22 protein-coding genes are annotated in these 18,891 nt (G+C 69.4%); 7 read left to right on the top strand and 15 right to left on the bottom strand.

Annotated elements, in window-relative coordinates:
* Positions 1-86, top strand: an 86-nt coding sequence (locus AC07NS_RS25600; protein WP_494607932.1) for a hypothetical protein, incomplete at its 5' end; no start/stop codon positions are given.
* Positions 87-249: 163 nt separating this feature from the next.
* Here the strand turns inward: AC07NS_RS25600 and AC07NS_RS25595 are convergent.
* From AC07NS_RS25595 to AC07NS_RS25575, 5 genes are all read right to left on the bottom strand, one after another.
* Positions 250-1,137: an SDR family NAD(P)-dependent oxidoreductase gene (locus tag AC07NS_RS25595; protein WP_494607930.1), complete on the bottom strand. Its 888-nt coding sequence runs from the start codon at positions 1,135-1,137 to the stop codon at positions 250-252.
* 97 nt (positions 1,138-1,234) lie between these two features.
* Positions 1,235-1,450, bottom strand: coding sequence for a hypothetical protein (locus tag AC07NS_RS25590; RefSeq protein ID WP_110119843.1), 216 nt, complete (start codon positions 1,448-1,450; stop codon positions 1,235-1,237).
* A 21-nt stretch (positions 1,451-1,471) separates the two neighbouring features.
* Positions 1,472-2,371, bottom strand: coding sequence for a WecB/TagA/CpsF family glycosyltransferase (locus AC07NS_RS25585; RefSeq protein WP_494607928.1), 900 nt, complete (start codon positions 2,369-2,371; stop codon positions 1,472-1,474).
* A 133-nt stretch (positions 2,372-2,504) separates the two neighbouring features.
* The gene (locus AC07NS_RS25580) at positions 2,505-3,239 is read right to left on the bottom strand and encodes a hypothetical protein (protein ID WP_494607926.1); all 735 of its coding nucleotides are present in this window, start codon (positions 3,237-3,239) and stop codon (positions 2,505-2,507) included.
* Positions 3,240-3,333: 94 nt separating this feature from the next.
* The gene (locus AC07NS_RS25575; protein WP_494607924.1) at positions 3,334-4,332 is read right to left on the bottom strand and encodes an NADPH:quinone oxidoreductase family protein; all 999 of its coding nucleotides are present in this window, start codon (positions 4,330-4,332) and stop codon (positions 3,334-3,336) included.
* Positions 4,333-4,401: 69 nt separating this feature from the next.
* Between AC07NS_RS25575 and AC07NS_RS25570 the strand changes: the two genes are divergently transcribed.
* From AC07NS_RS25570 to AC07NS_RS25555, 4 genes are all read left to right on the top strand, one after another.
* Positions 4,402-5,280, top strand: a complete 879-nt coding sequence (locus AC07NS_RS25570) for an isoaspartyl peptidase/L-asparaginase family protein (RefSeq protein WP_494607922.1) — start codon at positions 4,402-4,404, stop codon at positions 5,278-5,280.
* 239 nt (positions 5,281-5,519) lie between these two features.
* On the top strand, positions 5,520-6,125 hold the full coding sequence (locus AC07NS_RS25565; RefSeq protein WP_494607920.1) for an SRPBCC family protein: 606 nt from the start codon (positions 5,520-5,522) through the stop codon (positions 6,123-6,125).
* Positions 6,122-6,565: a thiol-disulfide oxidoreductase DCC family protein gene (locus tag AC07NS_RS25560; RefSeq protein ID WP_494607918.1), complete on the top strand. Its 444-nt coding sequence runs from the start codon at positions 6,122-6,124 to the stop codon at positions 6,563-6,565. Before AC07NS_RS25565 ends, AC07NS_RS25560 begins: the two co-directional genes overlap by 4 nt.
* Positions 6,562-8,235: a DUF4166 domain-containing protein gene (locus tag AC07NS_RS25555; protein ID WP_494607916.1), complete on the top strand. Its 1,674-nt coding sequence runs from the start codon at positions 6,562-6,564 to the stop codon at positions 8,233-8,235. Before AC07NS_RS25560 ends, AC07NS_RS25555 begins: the two co-directional genes overlap by 4 nt.
* 106 nt (positions 8,236-8,341) lie before the next feature.
* Here AC07NS_RS25555 and AC07NS_RS25550 read toward each other — a convergent pair whose 3' ends face one another.
* The 10 genes from AC07NS_RS25550 to AC07NS_RS25505 form a co-directional block, all read right to left on the bottom strand.
* The gene (locus tag AC07NS_RS25550; protein WP_494607914.1) at positions 8,342-9,118 is read right to left on the bottom strand and encodes a class I SAM-dependent methyltransferase; all 777 of its coding nucleotides are present in this window, start codon (positions 9,116-9,118) and stop codon (positions 8,342-8,344) included.
* A complete protein-coding gene (locus AC07NS_RS25545) occupies positions 9,115-10,038 on the bottom strand; it encodes a glycosyltransferase family 2 protein (RefSeq protein WP_494607912.1) in 924 nt (307 codons plus the stop codon). The genes AC07NS_RS25550 and AC07NS_RS25545 overlap by 4 nt, the downstream gene beginning before the upstream one ends.
* Entirely contained in the window at positions 10,038-12,014 is a 1,977-nt protein-coding gene (gene thrS, locus AC07NS_RS25540; RefSeq protein ID WP_494607910.1) for a threonine--tRNA ligase, read from the bottom strand. The genes AC07NS_RS25545 and thrS overlap by 1 nt, the downstream gene beginning before the upstream one ends.
* Entirely contained in the window at positions 12,011-12,265 is a 255-nt protein-coding gene (gene yidD, locus AC07NS_RS25535) for a membrane protein insertion efficiency factor YidD (RefSeq protein WP_110119853.1), read from the bottom strand. Before yidD ends, thrS begins: the two co-directional genes overlap by 4 nt.
* A gap of 55 nt (positions 12,266-12,320) precedes the next feature.
* A complete protein-coding gene (locus AC07NS_RS25530) occupies positions 12,321-12,782 on the bottom strand; it encodes an iron-sulfur cluster assembly scaffold protein (RefSeq protein ID WP_494607908.1) in 462 nt (153 codons plus the stop codon).
* Positions 12,779-13,249, bottom strand: coding sequence for an SRPBCC family protein (locus AC07NS_RS25525; RefSeq protein ID WP_494607906.1), 471 nt, complete (start codon positions 13,247-13,249; stop codon positions 12,779-12,781). The genes AC07NS_RS25530 and AC07NS_RS25525 overlap by 4 nt, the downstream gene beginning before the upstream one ends.
* Before the next feature lie 158 nt (positions 13,250-13,407).
* Positions 13,408-14,007 carry a hypothetical protein gene (locus AC07NS_RS25520; RefSeq protein WP_494607904.1) on the bottom strand — a complete coding sequence of 200 codons (600 nt, stop codon included), beginning with the start codon at positions 14,005-14,007 and terminating at the stop codon, positions 13,408-13,410.
* Positions 14,008-14,056: 49 nt separating this feature from the next.
* Positions 14,057-14,557 carry a DinB family protein gene (locus tag AC07NS_RS25515; RefSeq protein ID WP_494607902.1) on the bottom strand — a complete coding sequence of 167 codons (501 nt, stop codon included), beginning with the start codon at positions 14,555-14,557 and terminating at the stop codon, positions 14,057-14,059.
* Positions 14,558-14,853: 296 nt separating this feature from the next.
* Entirely contained in the window at positions 14,854-15,495 is a 642-nt protein-coding gene (locus AC07NS_RS25510) for a 3-oxoacid CoA-transferase subunit B (RefSeq protein ID WP_494607900.1), read from the bottom strand.
* On the bottom strand, positions 15,495-16,205 hold the full coding sequence (locus tag AC07NS_RS25505; protein ID WP_494607898.1) for a CoA transferase subunit A: 711 nt from the start codon (positions 16,203-16,205) through the stop codon (positions 15,495-15,497). The genes AC07NS_RS25510 and AC07NS_RS25505 overlap by 1 nt, the downstream gene beginning before the upstream one ends.
* A 108-nt stretch (positions 16,206-16,313) precedes the next feature.
* Here AC07NS_RS25505 and kefF point away from each other — a divergent pair, with 108 nt between their 5' ends.
* Both kefF and AC07NS_RS25495 read left to right on the top strand, forming a co-directional pair.
* Positions 16,314-16,907, top strand: coding sequence for a glutathione-regulated potassium-efflux system oxidoreductase KefF (gene kefF, locus AC07NS_RS25500; protein WP_199228449.1), 594 nt, complete (start codon positions 16,314-16,316; stop codon positions 16,905-16,907).
* A 3-nt stretch (positions 16,908-16,910) separates the two neighbouring features.
* A complete protein-coding gene (locus AC07NS_RS25495) occupies positions 16,911-18,872 on the top strand; it encodes a monovalent cation:proton antiporter-2 (CPA2) family protein (RefSeq protein ID WP_494607896.1) in 1,962 nt (653 codons plus the stop codon).
* The last annotated feature ends 19 nt before the right edge of the window (positions 18,873-18,891 follow it).

The following is an 18,891-nucleotide window of genomic DNA, read 5'->3' as shown; positions in this document are numbered from 1 at the left end:
TCGTCGACCTGCGCAACGTCTACAAGCCCGCCGAGATGGTGCGGGCCGGCTTCACCTACGCCTCCATCGGCCGGGGAGGAAAGTAGGCTCGCTCCCCTTTCAGCCCGTCATTCTCGCCCTTGTGGCGAGAATCCCTGGTTCCGTTCGCACGTGAAGCACAAGCGGATCGCCAGCGATCCGCCCCACTCGCCCTTGCGGCTGACAGAGGGGTTCCCGCCACAAGGGCGGGAATGACGGGAGTTGATAAGCCTACCGGCCCTCGCCGGCGATCAGCGCCTCGCGCATCGCCTGCGCCTGCTCGGGCGAGACGCCCATGGCGGCGAGGATCGGCGAGGGGGTGCGCGTATCCCAGCTGCTGCGCGGGCCGATGGTGATGCCGCCGTCGACCACCAGGTGCGTGCCGGTGACGAAGGCGGCGTCGTCGCTGGCCAGATAGAGGGCGGCGCGGGCGATGTCGTCGGGCAGGCCGGCCTTGGCGATCGGCTGGATCTTCGGGCCGATCTCGGCGACGCGGGCGGCCATCTGGTCGGCGACATCGCGCGGCAGGCCGATCGAGGCCCCGAAGATCGAGGTGGCGATCAGGCCGGGGCACAGGGCGTTGACCCGGATGCCCAGCGGCGACAGCTCGGCCGCCGCGCAACGGCTCATGTGGATCACCGCGGCCTTGGCCGAGGAATAGGCCAGCGGCCCGAAGCCCGCCTGCAGGCCGGCGATCGAGGCGGTGTTGATGATCGAGCCGCCGCCGCGCGCCAGCATGGCCGGCACGGCGTGCTTCATGCCCAGCGCCGGACCACGCAGCAGCACGGCGAAGGTCGCGTCCCAGGCCTCGCCGGTGATCTCGGCCGCGCCGTGCGGCGCGCCGCCGTGGCCGGCGTTGTTGAACAGGATGTCGAGCCCGCCGAAGACCTGCGTCGCCAGATCGATCGCCCCGGCGATCTCGGCCTCGACCGTGACGTCGCAGCGCGCGAAGCGCACGGCGTCAGGGAACCGCTTTTCGAGGATCTCGCCCTTCTCGACCTGCAGGTCGGCGGCGATGACGCGGGCGCCCTGCGCCACGAACAGTTCCACGGCCCCCAGGCCGATGCCCGAGCTGGCCCCGGTGATGACGGCGACCTTGCCGTCCAGACGTCCGCCCATGCGGCTTCCTCCCTTGGCTCGCGGCCTCTGGAGGCGGGCCGCTCAGCGCGGGAGGATCATGGAATGGCCGGCCGCGCGGGGCCAGACTTACTCAACGTCAGTTGGCGGGCGAACCGAAGACCCGGTTCGGAAACGGCCGCCCCACGGCCGGCCGTCGCGTCACCAGGCTGAAGACCAGCCACAGGGCGCACGGAACCAGCATCACCACCCAGGCCAGCACGAGTCCGGCCAGGCCGAAGGCGGCGCAGACACGCTGCCAGGCGTTCGGCTGTTCGATCGCGCGGCGGCGCGGCTTTTCGATGTTCAAACCCATAGGTCCCCCACGGACGTCGGTTTAAGGCTTGAGAACCGGCGCCCGACGGTACGCCTCGGGCGAAACTTCGTTTTTCTTCTTGCCCGGCTTCAGCTGCCGCGCAAGGGCGTTCTTGGCGTCGACCATCGCAGGGCCGAACAGATGCCACGGCTCGACGCAGTAGCGGGTGAACAGGCGCTGCGGGTCGGCCATCAGCCGGAACAGCCACTCCATGCCCACCTGGCCCATCCAGCGCGGCGCGGCCAGCTGGACGCCGGCCTCGTAGTCGAAGGCGCCGCCGACCGTGAAACCGACGCAGGGGTCGAGCTTCTTGTGGTTCTCCAGCAGCCACTTCTCCTGACGCGGCATGCCCATGCCGACCAGCAGGACGTCGGGCTTGTAGGCCCGGATCTTCGCGACCACCGCCTCGTTCTCCGGCGAACCGTCGGTGACGTCGAAATAGCCCTGATGGCTCTCGACCTGGGCGCTCGGCCAGTCGCGGCGGATATTGTCCAGCGCCGCCTCGGCCACGCCCGGGGCGCCGCCGACGAAGAACACCTTCCAGTTTTCCTTGGTGGCGCGCGCCCAGAAGTCGTTGCGCCAGTCGAGATAGGTGCAGCGATGGAAGCGGCGGCTGGCCCGGCCCACGATGCGGGCCCAGAAGATCAGCGGCACGCTGTCGACCTCGATCAGGTCGGCCGACTTGAAGAAGTCGACGACCTGCTGGTCCTTCTGGATCAGGTAGAGGCTGTGCAGGTTGTGGTTGGCGACGATCGCGCCCTTGCCGCCCGAGATCCGGCCCGCCACGAAGTGGAAGACCTCCTCGGGGCGCACGAGATCCATCTCGCCCCCGAGCACCTTCACGCGCTCTTCGGGACGCCGGTTCATACGGAACGGGCGGCGCGCCTCCAGGGGATACGCGTCGCGGGCAGGAAGGAACATCTGAACGCCGCCTCCGACATTTCGGAGAGCAGCAATAGCTCAGGTGACCTAACCGGTTCGCTAAAGGACGTCCTTAGCGATATTTAACCGTATGATTTTACTGCTGTTTCATTATGGGACGGCGGAAGCCCCGTCAATCGATCGGCACGCGCGGCGGACGGGCGCCGGGTCCATGCGCCTCGACCTCGATCCAGATCGGCATGAACATCGGCAGCGCCCCGCGCCGGTCCTTCGCCGGCAGCAACGTCATGCCCAGGGTCCGATCCTTGCCGCAGACCTGGAACGGCCAGACCTCCACCCAGGCGCCCTGGAGGTCGAGCTCGTCGACATAGGGCAGCAGGCTCTCCGGCAACACGATCCCCGGACGCCCCTTGCTGGGTTCCGGCCTCTTGGCGCCGGGAAGCGCCACCGACAGGTCGCCCGGTTTCGCCGCGACATAGACGTCGGCCAGACGGGTCTCGCAACCGGCGTCGAGACCCTTGCGGACCTCGGCGACAGCCGCCCGATAGAGGTCTTCCTGCATATCCATCTCGGCGAGGCTGTCGCCGGGCAGGCCGGCGGCCATCCGCCAGGGCGGGCTGGCCTCGAAGCGGCCGATGTTCAGGTTCTCGACCGAGGTCCGGCCGCAGCCGGTGATCCGCGCCTTCACGCGCCAGACGATCATGTCCGGGTGGTCGGCGATCTTCCACGGTCTGACCGACACCACCTCGACCTGGGCGTCGTCGCAGCGCGACCCGTTGAAGCGGGCGTCGGCGACCTTCGCCTGCTCGACGACCATGGCGTCATAGGCGGCCTGCTCGGCCGGCAGCACCCCGCCCGGCGGCGGCCCGGCCACGGCCAGCGCCGCGGCGACGAACATACCCAGCATCGCAAGCCCCCCTCGATCCCAGGTCGTAGTCTAAGGGGCATTCGCGTCCCAGGGCCAGCGGCGCCGCACGAACGACGCCGCCCGGCGGAGCGCCCTACTCCACGGTCACCACGACCTTGCCCATGGCCTTGCGGCTGGCCAGGTGGGCGATGGCGTCACCGGCCTTTTCCAGGGGGAAGCGCTCGGAGACGTAGGGCTTGATCTTGCCGGCGGCGTAGAGGTCCATCAGCTCGCGCACATTGGCCGCATGGCCGGCCGGATCGCGGGCCACGGCCGCGCCCCAGAACACCCCGACGATGTCGCACGACTTGAGCAGGGTGAGGTTCAGCGGGATCTTCGGGATGCCCGACGGGAAACCGATCACCAGCATGCGGCCGCCCCAGCCGGCGGCGCGGATGGTGGCTTCGGAATAGTCGCCGCCGACCGCGTCATAGGCCACGTCCCAGCCGTTCGGACCGCAGGCGGCCTTCAGCTGGTCGGCCAGGGCCTTCTGGCCGTCCTTGTCGAACGGGCCGCGGGCGTAGACGACGCCGGCGTCGGCGCCGCGCGAGATGGCCAGGTCGACCTTCTCCTGGCTGGAGGCGGCGGCGATGACCCGCGCGCCCATGGCCTTGCCCAGCTCCACGGCCGCCAGGCCCACGCCGCCGGCCGCGCCGAGCACCAGCAGGGTCTGGCCCGGCTTGAGGAAGCCCCGGTCCTTCAGGGCGTAATAGGAGGTGCCGTAGGTGAGGATGAAGGCCGAGGCCTCGTCGAAGGGCATGGCGTCGGGGATCGGCGTGCAGCGCGCGGCCTCGACCGCCAGCTTGTCGGCCATACCGCCCCAGCCGGTGGAGGCCAGCACCCGCTGGCCGACCTGCAGGCCGGTGACGCCCTCGCCGAGCGCGGCCACGACGCCCGAGACCTCGCCGCCCGGCGCGAAGGGGCGGGTCGGCTTGAACTGGTACAGGTCCTGGATGATCAGCAGGTCGGGATAGTTGACCCCGCAGGCCTTGACGTCGATCAGCACCTGGCCGGGCGCGGGGACGGGATCGGGCAGTTCCTCCAGCACCAGGGACTCGGGTCCGCCGACCGCCTTGCTGAGCACCGCCTTCATCTCGCTTCTCCCGCATTCTTTCTTTAGAAGGCGCGACGCTAACCCAGGCCGGACGGTCGAGAAAGCCAAATGTCAAACAAACGTTTTACCCTCGCCCTGCACGGCGGCGCCGGCGCCAAGCGCGGCCATGACTATTCGGTCGAGATCGCCCACATGCGCGGCCTGATCGAGGCCGGGCGCGAGCGGCTGGCCGCCGGGGCCTCGGCGCTGGACGTGGTGGTCGAGACGGTGGCGGCGCTGGAGGCCAGCGGCCTCTACATCGCCGGCAAGGGCGCCTCGCCCAACGCCGCGGGCGAGTACGAGCTGGACGCCAGCCTGATGGACGGCGACACCACCCGCGCCGGCTCGGTGGCCGCGCTGCAGGGCTTCAAGAGCCCGATCCTGGCCGCCCGGGCGGTGATGGAGAAGACCCCGCACGTGATGCTGGCCGGCGAAGGGGCCATGAGCTTCGCCCGCGACCAGGGCCTGGAGACGATCGCGGATCCGGAAGGCTACTACACCCGCGCCGGGGCCTTCGAGGACAACGCCGCCCCCGATGTCCTGCCGACGGGCACGGTGGGCTGCGTGGCGCTGGACCGGGACGGCCGCCTGGCCGCCGCCACCTCGACGGCGGGCGTGTTCGGCAAGCTGCCGGGCCGGGTGGGCGACAGCCCGATCATCGGCGCCGGGGCCTGGGCCGACGGCTTCGCCGCCGTCTCGTGCACCGGCCAGGGCGAATATTTCATCCGCACCGCCGTCGCCGCCCAGATCGCCCACCGTATCCGCTTCGGCGGCCAGAGCCTGGACGAGGCCGCCAAGGGCGCCATCGAAGGCGTCGCCGAGCTGGGCGGCCACGGCGGGCTGGTGTCGGTCGATCGCGAGGGCAATGTCGCCATGCCTTTCGCGTCGAGCGGCCTCAAGCGCGCGGCCCTGCTGCCCGACGGGACCATCGTCGCCGAGGCGTTCTGAGGCGGGCCAGCGCTCGCGAGCTTGAGCCGTTTTTTCACCGAGCATCCCCGCGAAGGCGGGGATCCAAGCCGCGTCTGCGGATGATCCACGGCCGCGCCTTCTCCTGAAAGTCAGCTTGGATCCCCGCCCTCGCGGGGAAAGTCGGATTGGGGAGAAACTGGGAGGCGAATGTCGATCCGCCCTGGGGCGAGGCGCGAAAGGGCGTGCCAACCGGGAGGCGAGCGGGTTAGCTTGGCTTCATGTCGCGTCGCGTCGCCGCCCTTCCCTTCCTGCTGTGCCTGGCGGCCTTGGCCCAAGCGCTTCCGGCGCGCGCCGACGTCGCGCTGGACGCCGACTGGATCCGCCGGATCGAGACGGGCGAGGTGGCGCTGGACGTCCGCGCCGATCCCCGCGCCCACGGCGGCGAGGTGCGGGCGGCCATCGACATCGCCGCCCCGCCGCAGGTGGTCTGGCGCACGATCCTGGACTGCGACCGCGCCGCCCGCATGACCCCAGGCGTGCGCCGCTGCACGGTGCTGTCGCGCTCGGCCGACGGCCGGGCCGAGACCCGTGAGCACCGGGTGAAGTGGAGCCTGCTGCTGCCGCCGCTGCGGTCGGTGTCGGAACTGACCCTGGCGCCCTATCGCAGCATCGTCTTCCGCTGCATCGACGGCGACATCCGCGACTGCCAGGGCCGCTGGCTGCTGACCCCGCTGGCGGGCGGGGCCCGCACGCGGGTGATCTATGAGAACCGCGCCAGCGCGCCGTTCGGCCTGCCCTCGGGCGTCGTGTCCTCGGCCATGCGCCGCGACGTGCCCGCCGCCCTGCTGGCCCTGAGGCGCGAATGCCTGGAGACCCGCCCGTGACCCCTGCTCCGCCGCCCCAGCCCCTCTGGCTGTTCGACGGGGTGTGCAACTTCTGCTCGGGCTCGGTGCGGACGGTGCTGGCCATCGACAAGAAGGGGATCGTGCGCTTCACGCCGATCCAGTCGGACTACGGCCGGCAGCTGGCCCTGGCCCACGGGATCGATCCGGACGATCCGGCCACCTTCCTGCTGCTCGACGGTGGCCGGGCGCTGGAGAAGAGCGCCGCGGTGCTGGCGCTGCTGCGGCGCCTGGGCGCGCCCTGGTCGTGGCTGGCGGTCATCGGCGTGGTTCCCGAGCGCTGGCGCGACGCGGCCTATGACTGGCTGGCGGCCAACCGCTACCGGCTGATGGGCAAGCGGAGCAGCTGCATGATCCCCACGCCCGAGCAAAGAGCGCGTTTCGTGCTGGAGCCGCCAGCTTCAGGACCAACAGCCGCATGACCCTTGTCCGTAAACGCGTCGTCCTGGTCGGGGCCACCGGCGTCTTCGGATCGCGCCTGGCGCGGATGCTGGCTCGCCGCCCCGATGTCGAGCTGGTGCTGGCCGCCCGGCGGCTGGGACCGCTGGAGGCGTTCCAGGCCGAACTGCGGCGCGATCATCCCAAGGCCCGCATCGAGGTCGCGATCGTCGATCGCGAGCAGCCCAAGACCCTGGCCACCCTGAAGCCGTTCGTCGTGATCGACGCGGCCGGACCGTTCCAGGGCCAGGACGCGGCCTTCCCCGCCGCCGTGCTGGCGGCCGGGGCTCACTATGTCGACCTGGCCGACGCCCGTGACTTCGTCGCCGCCTTTCCCGGGCGGCTGGCGGTTCCGGTCAAGGCGGCGGGCCGCTGGGCGATCACCGGCGCGAGCTCGACCCCGGCCCTGACCTGCGCGGCGGTCGATCGCCTGACCGAGGGCTGGACCCGGATCGACCGCATCGAGGCGGCGATCTCGCCAGGCGCGCGGGCGCCGCGCGGCCTGTCGGTGGTGCGGGCGATCCTGCGCTGGGCCGGCGCGCCGGTGAGCGTCTTCACGGGCGGCGAACAGACCACCCGGCCCGGCTGGAGCGCGCCGCGACGCCTCGTTTTCCCAGGCCTCGGACGGCGCTGGGTCAGCCTGGCCGAGACCCCCGACCTCGACCAGTTGAAAACCCGCTACGCCCCGACGCGCGACGCCCTGTTCGGGGCCGGGCTGGAGTTGGCGCCGCTGCACCTGGGGCTCTGGGGCCTGAGCCTGCTGCGTCGCTGGAAGCTGCTGCCGGCGCTGGAGCCGCTGGCCGTGCTGCTGAACGCCGGCGCGGGCCTGCTGGCGCCGTTCGGCTCGGACCGGGGCGGCATGACCGTGCGGGCCGAGGGGTTGGACGCGGCGGGTAGGCCGGTCGTCGCGCGCTGGAGCCTGTGGGCCGAGGAGGGCGCGGGACCCAACGTGCCGGCCGCTCCGGCGGCGGCCATGGTCGCGGCGTTGCTGGACGAACGGCTAAGCGGGCGTCTGGGCGAGCCGCGCGCGGCGGCTTGCGTGGGCCTGGCCCCGCTGGAGGATCTGCTGGCGCCGCTGGCCGGCCTGCCGATCGAGACGCGGATCGACCGCGCCGCCCCGGCCGCCTCCGGACTCTTTCCGCGCGTGCTGGGAGCCGCCTTCGACGCCCTGCCGCCGGTGGTGCGGGCCGCCCACGACGGCGCGGCGACCGTGACGATGGAGGGCCGGGCGCGCGCCCGGGGCGGACGAGGGCTGGCCACTCTGGCCCGGCGCCTGCAAGGCCTGCCAGCGCCGGGCGACCACGCCCTGGCGGTGACGATCACGCCGGAGGCCGGCGCCGAGACCTGGAGCCGGCGTTTCGGCGCGCGGACCTTCCGCTCGCGGATCGCCGCGGCGGCCGACGATCCGTTCGCCTTCGAGGAGACGGTCGGTCCGCTGACCTTCCGCTTCCACGCCGCGGCGCGCGGCGAGGGTTTCTCGTGGATCTTCGAAAGCTGGCGGCTGGGGCCCCTGCCCTTGCCGGCCGCCTGGGGTCCGAGGGTGCGGGCCTACACCTTCGCCCGTGAGGGGACCTACCGCTTCCGGGTGCTGGTGGCCCATCCGTGGCTGGGCGTGGTGTTCGGCTACGCCGGTCGGCTGGGAGGCGAACGTTAAGGCGTATCGACACTCAACTATTCGCGACTTTCAAATCCGAGCATCCCCGCCTTCGCGGGGATGCTCGGTGAAAAATGAGCTCAGGCCGGTGAATGCCGATCAGGACCTAGGCGTCGATCCGCCGGAACACCGCCATGGCCTGGCCGACGCCGGAGACGTCGCTGGGGATGGTCTCGACCAGGCGCCAGGCCGGGGCGGCGCGGCGGGCGAAGCCGTCGGCGGTCATGTAGCCGCACAGCAGGTTGGAGCCCTCGGCCCCACGCTGGCGGATGAGGAAGCCGTCGGCGGCCAGACGGTCGGCGAACTCGGCGGCGGCCGGGATCTTTTCGTCGAAGAACGACAGCAGGGCCAGGCCGCCGGGGCGCACGACCCGGGCCAGTTCGGCCAGCCAGGCCTTCAGCGGCTCTTCGGTCATGTGGGTGAAGACCGAGGTGGCGTAGACGAGATCGAAGGCGGCCGCCTCGTAGGGCAGCGGCGGCGTCTGGCGCGACAGCACGAAGCGGCCCGGCAGGTTGGCCGCGGCCCAGTCGACCAGCTTGCCGTTGATGTCGCAGCCCGACAGCCGGGCCCGGGCGCCGAGATAGCGCGACACCCGCCCGCAACCGCAGCCGAAGTCCAACACGTCGGGGTGCTCGGAAAGCGGCCGGTCGTGGCGGGCGGCGACGGCCTCGACGAGGTCGGCGGCGGCGCGTCCCTGGGCCAGGAAGGCCGCGGCGTCGGCGTGACCGGCGGTCATCACCCGCAGATAGGCCGGCGGGACGGGCAGGTCCTCTACGGCGACGTCCTCGGCCGCCGGCTTGAGGGCCTGCAGGTGCTGGAAGATGGCGAAGGCGGCGTCGGCCAGGCCCAGGCGGTCGAGCACGCCGATCAGTCGGCGCCTCATGACTTACGCAGACGGGGATTGAGGGCCGGGCGGCAGATCGACAGCAGCAGGATAAGCGGCGCCAGCATGACGGCCGCGACATAGCGCTGCCAGGTGTCGGCCCGCTTGATGAAGTAGCGCGACAGGCCCACCCCCTTGTGGAACTCGACCTTGACCGGGTGCTCCAGGCTGGTGTGGCCCAGGTGGATGACGCGGGCCTGCGGATGGAACAGCACCTGGCCGCCGGCCTGGCGCGCGCGCCAGCACAGGTCGATGTCCTCGACGTGCAGGAAATAGCCCTCGTCGAAGCCGGCCAGGGCCACGAAGTCGCCCCGACGCAGGGCGAAGCAGGCGCCGGAAATGGTCGGCACCGGCGCGGGCTCGGCCGGCAGGGGCTCGTGTTCGCGGTGGATCTCGAAGCGGGCGAAGCGCTTCACCTTCTGGCTGAGCTGCGACAGGCTCATCAGGGTGGTGACCGGCGTCACCTCGCCCCGGCGGCCGCCGCGCTGCTCCGTGCCGTCGATGTTCATGACCCGCGCGCCGACCACGGTGGGAACGGGCTGGTCGCGGAAGGCCCCGACCATGGCCGGCACGCAGTCCGACTGCAGGTTGGCGTCCGGATTGACGAAGATCAGGTATTCGCCCTGGGCGATCGAGGCGCCCAGATTGGCGCCGCGGGCAAAGCCGACATTGCCGTGGCCCTGGGCCAGCTGCACGCGCGGCTCCGTCAGGCCCAGGGCCCGCAGCATCTCGGCGTCCGACGGCGAGGAGCCGTTATCGACGATGACGAACTCGTCGACCATCGGCTCGGCCAGCACGTGGCGAATGCTGTCGATAAGCGCTTCTCCCGTCCAGTAGACGACCATCACCACCGAAACCAAAGGCTTGGCGGGACGTGCGCCTGCGGCGAGGACCGTAAAGGACGGGAGAATGCTGTTCATCAGACCTGCGCAGGCTCTCGAACGTCTTGCGGCGCCTTGGCGCGCACGAGGTCGGGCGGCGTGGCCTCCTGGCCGAGCACCACGAGCGCGTCGTCGAGCGACAGGATCTGCTGCCCTTCGCCGCCGAGGCGACGCAGGGCGACCTGCCCCGTCTCCGCTTCCTTACGCCCGACCACTGCGATCACCGGAACCTTGCCGAGGCTATGCTCACGAATCTTGTAGTTGATCTTCTCGTTACGAAGATCGACTTCCGCGCGCAATCCCATAGAGATCAACCGGTCGACCACCGTGCGGGCATAATCGTCCGCGTCCGACGTGATCGTGGCCACGACGACCTGGGTCGGCGCCAGCCAGAGCGGCAGGTGGCCCGCGTAGTTTTCCAAAAGAATCCCGATGAACCGCTCGAACGACCCCAGGATCGCGCGATGCAGCATCACCGGCCGCTTCTTGGATCCATCCTCGGCAACGTATTCAGCGCCCAAACGTTCCGGCAAAACGTAATCAAGCTGCAGCGTGCCGCAGGTCCACTCCCGGCCGATGGCGTCCTGGACGATGAAATCGAGCTTGGGCGCGTAGAAGGCGCCGTCGCCCTCGGCGATCACCGGCTCGACGCCGGCCAGGCGCGCGGCCTCAGCCAGCATGCCTTCGGCCTTGTCCCAGAACTCGTCCGAACCGGCGCGCAGCTCCGGACGGGTGGCCAGGGCGATGTACTTGGTCGTCATGCCGAGGTCGGCGTGGATCATCCGCGTCAGGCGGATGAAGCGCTCGGTCTCCTCGACGATCTGGTCCTCGCGGCAGAAGATGTGGGCGTCGTCCTGGGTGAAGGCGCGCACCCGCATCAGCCCGTGCAGGGCGCCCGACGGCTCGTAGCGGTGGCAGGCGCCGAACTCGGCCATGCGCATCGGCAGTTCACGGTAAGACCGCTGGCCGACGTTCCAGATCTGCACGTGGCCCGGGCAGTTCATCGGCTTGAGGGACAGGATCTCGCCTTCGACCGTCTCGCAGACGAACATGTTGGCGCGGTACTTGTCCCAGTGGCCCGAGTTCTCCCAGAAGGTCTTGTCCAGGACCTGGGGCGTCTTGACCTCGATATAGCCGGCGCGGTCGAGGCTGCGGCGCATATAGGCCTCCAGCGTCTGCCACAGCTTCCAGCCCTTGGGGTGCCAGAAGACCATGCCCCGGCCCTCTTCCTGCATGTGGAAGAGCCCCAGCGCCTTGCCCAGCTTGCGGTGATCGCGCTTCTCGGCTTCCTCGATGCGCTTCAGATAGGCTTCGAGGTCGGCTTCCGAGGCCCAGCTCGTGCCGTAGATGCGCTGCAGCTGGGCGTTGTTCTGGTCGCCGCGCCAGTAGGCGCCGGCCAGCTTGGTCAGCTTGAAGGCCTTGCCGACGTGCTTGGTCGACGGCAGGTGCGGACCGCGGCAGAGGTCCTTCCAGTTCCCCTGCCGATAGACCGTGATCGTGTCCGTGCCCGGCAGGTCGCGGATGATCTGGGCCTTGTACTGCTCGCCGATCTCGTCGAAGTGCTTGATGGCCTCGTCGCGGTCCCAGACCTCGCGCGTGATCTTCTCGTCGCGGTCGACGATCTCCTTCATGCGCTTTTCGATCGTCGCCAGGTCGTCCAGGCTGAACGGCTCGTCGCGGGCGAAGTCGTAATAGAAGCCGTCCTCGACGTTCGGGCCGATCGTCACCTGGGTGCCGGGGAACAGCTCCTGCACGGCCTCGGCCAGCACGTGGGCGGTGTCGTGGCGGATGGTGTCGAGGGCCTCGGGGGCCTCGCGCGTCAGGATCTCGAACTTGCGCTCGCCGGTCAGCAGGTCGGGCGTCAGGGCGCGGTCGAGGTCGAGCACCTGGCCGTCCAGCTTGATCAGCAGGGCCTTCTTCTCGAGCGACTTGGAAATGGCCGCGGCGACGTCACGCCCCGTCGAACCGTCGGGGTACTGACGGGAGGAGCCGTCGGGGAAAACCAGATCGATCATTCTTCACACATCCATTTACGCGGCTCGCGCGGCGGCGGCGGCGGGTCGTACCCCGAGCCGCCGAACGGATTGCATCGGCAGATCCGTCGCAGCGCCAGCCAGGACCCCTTGGCGGGTCCGTGATCCTTGAGCGCCTGGGCCGCGTATTCCGAACAGGTCGGCATAAAGCGGCACTGGCGCCCGATGAGAGGCGAGAGCGTCAACTTGTAGGCGCGCAGGCCCAGGTCGACAGTGCGGTCATAAAGGCTCATGCCGGCGCTTTCGCGAACGGAGTCGGGGACTTATCGCACCCGCGAAAAGCTCCGATCAAGCGGCGCCGGCGCTGCTAGTTCGCGTTTGGGCGGAAGCTGTGGCCTTCCGGACAGCCTCGACCGCGGCCTCGAACGCCAGAAGCGTCGAGGCGTGACGGGCGGGATAGTCCTTGACCGGCTCCAGCACGGCGAGCTCCGCAAAGCGGCCCACGGGGGGCGGGCCGTTCGACTTGAGCATAGCGGCCAGGGCGTCGCGGGCCAACTCAAGTTCGGAAAGATCCGTACCGATGATCTGCGCGCCCAGCACCGCGGCGCTGGCCTGGCCCAGGGCGCAGGCCGAGACGTCCTGGGCGAAGTCGGCGACCTTGCCGTTCTCGACCACCACGTCGACGACGATGCGGCTGCCGCACAGCTTGGCCGTCTTCTCGGCGCTGGCCTGCGGCGCGGCCAGCCGCCCGGCCCGCGGCATGTTGGCCACGAGCGTCAGGATGCGGGCGCTGTAGAGATCGTCGATCATCCGACTTCAGATGGGACCGCGCCACGCTCGCGCCAGAGGGCCTCGGCCCGGTCGCGCACCGCCTCGCCCATGGCCGTGAAGGCCGTCTTCAGCGCCTTGCGCTCGTCCTTGCCGATCCACTTGACCAGCAGGCCCATGAACAGCTCGCCGTTCGAGAAGGTGGCGTTGGTCGGCCCCATGTTCTCGACCTCGATGTAGCGGATCGCCGTGACGAAGCCGCCCAGGCGCTGCGAACGCCAGTGCAGCTGCTCGTAGGGCACCCAGTCCTGGACGATGGGCTGGATGACCTTGACCGGACGATCGCCGATCGCCTCTTCCAGCGTCAGGGCGGTGCCGATCTTCAGCTGGCCGGCGGCCTTGACGTAGAGCGGGTTCCACTCGTGCCAGCGGTCGAACTCCGACACGACTTCCCAGACGATCTCGGCGGGGGCCTGGACCCCGATACGGTGCTCGACGGCGCGTTTCATGGCAGCGATCTAGCACATCCAGGGGGTGGAGCTACAGACGTCAACCGCCCCCTTTTTCTCGCTCTTCTCTCCCGCCATTCCCGCCCTGGAGCTGGAGACTTCCACCGCTACTGACAACTCGCACGGAAACAGACGGATTTGATATCGGCCATGGGTGGTCAGCGATGGCTTGCGGCGTCTCCAAAGTACGTCTCGATCAGTTCAAGCACCAAAGCCGTGTCATGCTCGCTCCCCTGGGAGCGATACTGGGCATGGTCGTTGCTAACCCACCCATCGCTGATGCGAACGCCGAATGGCGCGCCATCCAGGCGAACGGCGAAAATGTGAGCGCCGCTCCAGCTTTGATGGAAGTTCAGCCAACCGTTCTCGAAATAGATGAACCAGCGGTCCTCCATTTCGCGAGGCACGAAGCCGCGCCTCATCCTATCGCCTTCAGAGTCTGAAAATGGCTTGGCGATGCGAAGCGGCGCTCGCTTCGTTGGCGACGGTAAAGCCTTCCACGACGCCCTCGTCGCGCAAGGCAAAGGAAGCTGGAGGATATGGGTCTCGGAGCGTTCAAGCAGACTTAGGATAGCCGCCTCGTCCAGCAGAAGGTCGCTTCCGCTTCCTCCCGGGCGAAATTGCGCCAGCGCATCGACCAGATCCAAGACCACAGCGTCGTCGGGATAGCTGTCCTCAAGCAACACCTCCAACGCCTGGGCTGCCTTCAGCCCTTGGGTTTGGCGAAACTCGGCTATGGCTTGTGCGATCTTGCTCATCCGATCACGGTGCAGCCGTCCTACAAACTCCGCAACGGGTAGAGCAGCCTCACACCCCCGCTTCGCGCTGGTAGACGGGCAGATCCAGCGACGGCGGGGCGAGCCCGGCCTGGCTCAGCAGGTCGTGGGCCTGGCCGCGGTGATGGGTCTGGTGGTTGAAGAGGTGGGCCAGGGTCTTCCACAGCGGACCGACCACCTCGACGCCGTCGGCCTTGCGCACCCAGAGGAACTGGGCCGCGCAGGCCTCGTCGGTGAGGCCGGCGACATAGGCGATGAGATTTTCGTCCTCGGCGTCGCGGGCGGCGCGCAAGGACGCGAGGTCTTCGAACAGCAGGGTGTCGAGGCCGTAGGGCGGCAGCGGGGTTGCGGCCAGGCGCGCGGTCCAGATGCGGTCGGTGACCAGCAGGTGGTTCAGGGTCCCGGCGATCGAGCCGAAGAAACCGCCGCGCTCGGCCGTGAAGCCGCCCGGCGGCAGGGCCTCGCAGGCGGCGTGCAGACGGGCGTTGGCCCAGGCGTTGTAGCCCGCCATCAGGATGAAATAGTCGCGCATGGGGTCGGCTCCGAACGCGGGCGGGTTGCGGACCGCCCGCTGCGGAGATGGCGCAGCTTGGGGGGCGGTGCAAGGTTCGGACTGGCCCAGCGCCTCCACGGAGCCCCTCTCTCTTTGAGAGAGGGAGGGGCCCGCCGCGCAGCGGTGGGAGGGTGAGAGGTGACAAACTCTCCGAACGAGGCGCCGCCAGGCGGTCCCGACAAAGGGAACCAGGATTTCCCAGCAAAGGGTGAAACCTCTCACCCTCCCACGCCTTGCGGCGTGGGCCCCTCCCTCTCTCTCAGAGAGAGAGGGAATTATAGCGCCACCTCGAACGCCGCCTCGGTCTTGACCTTCACCTCGTCCACGCTCACGCCCGGGGCCAGTTCGATCAGCTTCACCGGGGTCTTGCCGCGGTCGATCTCGAAGACGCCCAGTTCGGTGATCAGGAGATCCACCACGCCCGCGCCGGTCAGCGGCAGGGAGCAGGCCTTGAGCAGCTTGGGGGCGCCGGACTTCTCGCAGTGGTCCATCACCACGACCACGCGCTTGACGCCGGCCACCAGGTCCATTGCCCCGCCCATGCCCTTGACCATCTTGCCGGGCACCATCCAGTTGGCCAGGTCGCCGCCTTCGGAGACCTGCATGCCGCCGAGGATCGACAGGGCGATATGGCCGCCGCGGATCATGGCGAAGCTGTCGGCCGACGAGAAATAGGAGCTGCTGTCGAGCTCGGTGATCGTCTGCTTGCCGGCGTTGATCAGGTCGGCGTCTTCCTCGCCCTCGTAGGGGAAGGGACCCATGCCCAGCATGCCGTTCTCGCTTTGCAGCGTCACGTGCATGCCCTCGGGGATGTAGTTGGCCACCAGGGTCGGGATGCCGATCCCCAGGTTCACGTAGAAGCCGTCACGCAGCTCCTTGGCGGCGCGGGCCGCCATCTCGTCGCGGGTCCAGGCCATTACGCTTGTTCCTTCTGACGGGTGGTCACGCGCTCGATGCGCTTCTCGAACTTCGCGCCCTTGATGATGCGGTCGACGAAGATGCCGGGGGTGTGGATGTTGTCCTTGTCGAGCGCGCCGATCTCGACCAGCTCCTCGACCTCGACGACGGTCGCCTTGCCGGCCGTGGCCATCATCGGATTGAAGTTACGGGCGGTCTTTCGGTAGACGAGGTTGCCCTCGGCGTCGGCCTTCCAGGCCTTGACGATCGACAGGTCGGCCACCAGTCCGCGCTCCATCACGTACATCTCGCCGTCGAACTCGCGGGTCTCCTTGCCCTCGGCCACCAGGGTGCCGTAGCCGGTGCGCGTGAAGAAGGCGGGGATGCCCGCGCCGCCGGCGCGGATGCGTTCGGCCAGCGTACCCTGCGGGTTGAACTCCAATTGCAGTTCTCCACTCAGGTATAGCTGTTCGAACAGCTTGTTCTCGCCCACATAGGACGAGACCATCTTCTTGATCTGACGGTTCTCCAGCAGGATGCCCAGGCCGAATCCGTCGACCCCGCAGTTGTTGGAGATGACCGTGAGGTCCTTGACCCCCGTTTCGCGGATCGCCGCGATCAGGTTTTCGGGAATGCCGCAGAGACCAAAGCCCCCCGCCATGATGGTCATGCCGTCGAACAGCAGACCCGCCAACGCTTCAGCGGCGTCGGACTTCACCTTGTCGACCATGGTTCCTCCCGGAGCGACGTTCGCCGACTGCTCTGAAGCGCCGGCCGGAGAAATTCAAGCCTTGATGAATAAATTTTCCCGCCACGCGACTTCGATCGGTGAGCGCGCGTGACGGGCGAGCCTAACACCGCGCTCGTGACGCCCGCCACCGCCGGCGCCTTGTTGACCCTGGCGCACCCGGCGCTTGAACGCTCGCGCGCCAATCGCGCCCTGGCCAAGGCGGCCAAGGCCCTTTCCGGCGTCACTTTCCACGACCTGTACGAGACCTATCCGGACTTCGCGATCGACATCGAGACCGAGCAGCAGAAGCTGCTCCAGCACGACATCATCGCCCTGCAGTTCCCGCTGTTCTGGTACTCGCCGCCGGCCCTGATGAAGGAGTGGCTGGACCTGGTCTGGCTGCACGGCTTCGCCTACGGCCTGGGCGGCGACGCCTTGGCCGGCAAGCGCCTGTTCGTGGCCTGCACCACCGGCGGGGCGGCCCAGGCCTATCACGCCAAGGGCTACAACCGCTTCACCCTGGACGAATTCCTGCGCCCGCTGGAGCAGACGGCCTATCTGTGCGGCATGGTCTGGGAGACGCCGTTCGTGGTGCACGGGGCGGCGATGAAGGACGACGAGCAGCTGAAGGCCGAGGCCCTGCGCTACCAGGCGCGGCTGTCGGCCCTGCTGACCGCCGACCACGCGGCCGAGGGAGCGTAAGCGATGGAACCGTTCCTGAAACAGGCCCTGGTCTATCTGGGCGCGGCCGTGATCTCGGTGCCGATCGCCAAGCGCCTGGGCCTCGGCTCGGTGCTGGGCTACCTGATCGCCGGGGTGCTGATCGGCCCCGGCATGCTGTCGCTGGTCGGCGAGCAGGGCGACATCATGCGCTTCGCCGAATTCGGCGTCGTCATCCTGCTGTTCCTGATCGGGCTGGAGGTGCGCCCCTCCACCCTGTGGGAGATGCGCAAGGCGATCTTCGGGTTCGGCGGCGCGCAGGTGGTCGGCACGTCCGCCGTCATCGCCGGCGCTTCGATGCTGCTGGGCCTGCCGTGGCAGACGGCCCTGGCGGTCGGCATGGTGCTGGCCATGTCCTCCACCGCCATCGTGTTGCAGACCCTGGACGAGAAGGGCCTGCGGCAAGGCCCGGTAGGGCGCGCGGCCTTCGGCATCCTGCTGCTGCAGGACCTGGCGGTGATCCCGATGTTCGCCCTGCTGCCGACCTTGGCGACCATCGCCCCGCCGATCCACGCCGAGGCCGGAGGCCATGGCGGGGCCAACATGATCGCCCACCTGCCGCCCTGGGCCCAGGGCCTGGCCGTGCTGGGCGCCGTCGGCGCGGTCGTCGGCGGCGGCCGCTATGTGGTGCGGCCGATCTTCCGCTTCATCGCCGAGGCCCGCCTGCGCGAGATCTTCACCGCCGCGGCCCTGCTGATCGTGGTGGCGGTGGCCAGCCTGATGCAGATGGTCGGCCTGTCGCCCGCGCTCGGCGCGTTCCTGGCCGGCGTCGTGCTGGCCGAGAGCGAGTTCCGCCGCGAGCTGGAGACCGACATCGAGCCCTTCCGGGGCCTGCTGCTGGGCCTCTTCTTCATCACCGTCGGGGCCGGCATCGACCTGCAGCTGATCGCCAGGCAGCCCCTGGTGCTGATCGGCCTGGTGCTGGGACTGATGGTGCTGAAGTTCCTGGTGCTGTTCGGCCTGGCCTTGCTGTTCAAGGCGCCGGTGCGCGGCGCGGCGGCCGTCGCCGCCGCCCTGGCCCAGGGGGGCGAGTTCGCCTTCGTGCTGCTGAGCTTCACGGTCGGGGCCGGCGTGATCGGCGCGGACCTGGCGGCCCTGCTGACCGCCGCCGTCGCCGTCTCGATGGCCCTCACCCCGGTGGCGATGATCCTCTACGAACGCATCGCCGAGCTGATGAACGCGGCCATCCCCGACGTCGAGCCCGAGGCGCCCAACTTCGACGAGGGCGAGCCCGACATCATCATCGCCGGCTTCGGGCGGTTTGGTCAGATCACCGGGCGCTTGCTGCAGGCCAACGGCTTCAAGTCGACGGTTCTGGACAGCGACATCGAGCAGATCGAGCTGCTGCGCCGCTTCGGCCGCCGGGTGCACTATGGCGACGCCACGCGCCTGGATTTGCTGCGCGCCGCCGGGGCCGAGCACGCCCGGATGCTGATCGTCGCCCTGGACGACCGCGAGAAGACCGCCGAGTTGGTCGAGACGGCCCGCAACGCCTTCCCGCACCTGATCATCCTGGCCCGCGCCTGGGACCGCCGCCACGCCTACGACCTGCTGGCCAACGGCGCCGACGCGGTGGAGCGCGAGACCTTCGAGGCGGCCCTGGCGCTGGGGTCGACGGCCCTGCAGAAGCTGGGTTTCCGCGCCCACAAGGCGTTCCGGGCCACGTCCTTCTTCCGCCGCCACGACCGCAAGACCTTCGAGGACCTGAAACCCATGTGGGGCCAGGAAGAGGCCTACATCCTGGCCTCGCGCGACGCGGCCCAGACCATGGACCGCCTGCTGGCCGCCGACCTTGCCAGGATGCGTCCAGGCGAGATGGGCGGGGCCTGGGACACCGCCGCCCGCGACGAGGAGCTGCGCAAGCTGGCCCAGCGCCAGGGCCGCGACAGCGAGCCCGTGGAACCGGCCGACGCGGACGGCTGGACGGGAGCGCCGCCGAAGGGCTAAGGCAGGACGAAGGTCGTCA

The organism is Caulobacter sp. GW821-FHT10A10, from assembly GCF_059415745.1.
Note: the sequence above shows the minus strand (reverse complement) of the source record. Positions and strands in the feature narration are given on the sequence as shown.

What these genes read in the sequence shown, in the direction of transcription:
- AC07NS_RS25495 (WP_494607896.1), top strand. Translation starts at nt 16,911, where the DNA reads ATGGAACCGTTCCTGAAACAGGCCCTGGTCTATCTGGGCGCGGCCGTG.
- AC07NS_RS25575 (WP_494607924.1), bottom strand. Translation starts at nt 4,332, where the DNA reads ATGAAGGCGGTGCTCAGCAAGGCGGTCGGCGGACCCGAGTCCCTGGTG.
- AC07NS_RS25565 (WP_494607920.1), top strand. Translation starts at nt 5,520, where the DNA reads ATGTCGCGTCGCGTCGCCGCCCTTCCCTTCCTGCTGTGCCTGGCGGCC.
- AC07NS_RS25555 (WP_494607916.1), top strand. Translation starts at nt 6,562, where the DNA reads ATGACCCTTGTCCGTAAACGCGTCGTCCTGGTCGGGGCCACCGGCGTC.
- yidD (WP_110119853.1), bottom strand. Translation starts at nt 12,265, where the DNA reads ATGAGCCTTTATGACCGCACTGTCGACCTGGGCCTGCGCGCCTACAAG.
- AC07NS_RS25510 (WP_494607900.1), bottom strand. Translation starts at nt 15,495, where the DNA reads ATGGCCTGGACCCGCGACGAGATGGCGGCCCGCGCCGCCAAGGAGCTG.
- AC07NS_RS25595 (WP_494607930.1), bottom strand. Translation starts at nt 1,137, where the DNA reads ATGGGCGGACGTCTGGACGGCAAGGTCGCCGTCATCACCGGGGCCAGC.
- AC07NS_RS25505 (WP_494607898.1), bottom strand. Translation starts at nt 16,205, where the DNA reads ATGGTCGACAAGGTGAAGTCCGACGCCGCTGAAGCGTTGGCGGGTCTG.
- AC07NS_RS25545 (WP_494607912.1), bottom strand. Translation starts at nt 10,038, where the DNA reads ATGAACAGCATTCTCCCGTCCTTTACGGTCCTCGCCGCAGGCGCACGT.
- AC07NS_RS25530 (WP_494607908.1), bottom strand. Translation starts at nt 12,782, where the DNA reads ATGATCGACGATCTCTACAGCGCCCGCATCCTGACGCTCGTGGCCAAC.
- AC07NS_RS25525 (WP_494607906.1), bottom strand. Translation starts at nt 13,249, where the DNA reads ATGAAACGCGCCGTCGAGCACCGTATCGGGGTCCAGGCCCCCGCCGAG.
- AC07NS_RS25570 (WP_494607922.1), top strand. Translation starts at nt 4,402, where the DNA reads ATGTCAAACAAACGTTTTACCCTCGCCCTGCACGGCGGCGCCGGCGCC.
- AC07NS_RS25590 (WP_110119843.1), bottom strand. Translation starts at nt 1,450, where the DNA reads ATGGGTTTGAACATCGAAAAGCCGCGCCGCCGCGCGATCGAACAGCCG.
- thrS (WP_494607910.1), bottom strand. Translation starts at nt 12,014, where the DNA reads ATGATCGATCTGGTTTTCCCCGACGGCTCCTCCCGTCAGTACCCCGAC.
- AC07NS_RS25520 (WP_494607904.1), bottom strand. Translation starts at nt 14,007, where the DNA reads ATGAGCAAGATCGCACAAGCCATAGCCGAGTTTCGCCAAACCCAAGGG.
- AC07NS_RS25550 (WP_494607914.1), bottom strand. Translation starts at nt 9,118, where the DNA reads ATGAGGCGCCGACTGATCGGCGTGCTCGACCGCCTGGGCCTGGCCGAC.
- AC07NS_RS25580 (WP_494607926.1), bottom strand. Translation starts at nt 3,239, where the DNA reads ATGCTGGGTATGTTCGTCGCCGCGGCGCTGGCCGTGGCCGGGCCGCCG.
- AC07NS_RS25585 (WP_494607928.1), bottom strand. Translation starts at nt 2,371, where the DNA reads ATGTTCCTTCCTGCCCGCGACGCGTATCCCCTGGAGGCGCGCCGCCCG.
- AC07NS_RS25515 (WP_494607902.1), bottom strand. Translation starts at nt 14,557, where the DNA reads ATGCGCGACTATTTCATCCTGATGGCGGGCTACAACGCCTGGGCCAAC.